The following is a 1,252-nucleotide window of genomic DNA, read 5'->3' as shown; positions in this document are numbered from 1 at the left end:
ACACCATAACCTTCGTAGGTTACTTCTTTTAAATCATCATTATCTTCACCACCCACACCGCGTTGAATTGCACGGTTAATGGTATCTCGTGTCATGTTGACAGACAGCGCTTTTTCGACAACAGCACGAAGGCGAGGGTTACTGGCAGGATCTGCACCACCAAGTTTTGCAGCAGTGACAATTTCACGAATATATTTAGTAAAAACTTTACCGCGACTGGCATCTTGTTTCGCTTTACGATGCTTAATATTGGCCCATTTAGAATGACCCGCCATGGAAGTGAACTCCAAAAATTAAAAAATGCAAAAGTGACAGAATATTAGCATAGGCATGGTTTTCTTGAAAACTGTTGCCTTACGTTTTGTTAGTCAATTAAATAAGCTTAGAGAGCCTAAATTTACATAAAAATATAGGCTCAAATTTCATGAGAGAGTTAGCTAGTTAATTTTCACATCAATATCATATTGCGCATAAAGTTCTTTAATCGTTTCAAGATCTTTCTGCAAATCGGTAGGATAAATCTTACCTAAAATACCGCCTTTTTTGGTTCTTGCATTTGCATACATCAGTACAATTGGAACATTTGCTGCTTTAGCAATATGCCAAAAACCGGTACGAATAGGTTTGCGTTCCGATCCATCTTTGGCACGCGTTGCTTCAGGTGCAATCACTAGATTGAATGTATCGCTACTTTGGAATTTTTCAATCATTTGAGAGACGATATCTTTGCTTGCTTTTCGGTCAACGGGAATGCCACCTAGCTTTTCAAGGATAGGCTTCATTGGACCTTTGAAAAGTTCTTTTTTTATTAGTGTATGAATTTTTAAATCTAATATTTGAAACAAAGCGATTGATAAGATCGCATCAAGGTTAGAAGTATGTTCAAAACCGATAATAACTTGTTTTTTCTCAAGAATTGTAGGATCTGCATCATAGGTCCAACCAACTGCTTTGAAGATAGAATTGCCTAAAAACTTTTTCATAGAGATGTGGGAGACAATAAGGTTGCAGAATTCTAATATGAGTTTGTCTAAAAAGGTAGAAAATTATCTACCAAACAAATTTTATTTATTTTAATTTAAAAATATTTTTAAATATTATATTCTAATTTTATAATAGAAAAATATATAATTGAATTTTTAAAATATTATTGTATATACTAGAAGTATTAAGGATTTTCAGTTTTAATCAAATACTCAATATATTGCCATTTCTTAGAGGGATCAATCAGATCTTTATCAATTGTCCCATC

General features: G+C 33.5%; 1 protein-coding gene and 2 pseudogenes. All 3 read right to left on the bottom strand.

The window, feature by feature from the left end:
• Window positions 1-275: pseudogene (locus tag VXQ92_RS18905) on the bottom strand (YebC/PmpR family DNA-binding transcriptional regulator); the annotation flags it as partial.
• 162 nt (window positions 276-437) lie between these two features.
• Window positions 438-983, bottom strand: a complete 546-nt coding sequence (locus VXQ92_RS18900; protein WP_193329647.1) for a 1-acyl-sn-glycerol-3-phosphate acyltransferase — start codon at window positions 981-983, stop codon at window positions 438-440.
• A gap of 185 nt (window positions 984-1,168) precedes the next feature.
• Window positions 1,169-1,252, bottom strand: a pseudogene (locus VXQ92_RS18895) (TetR/AcrR family transcriptional regulator); the annotation flags it as partial.

Source organism: Acinetobacter sp. 228, from assembly GCF_048147885.1.
Note: the sequence above shows the minus strand (reverse complement) of the source record. Positions and strands in the feature narration are given on the sequence as shown.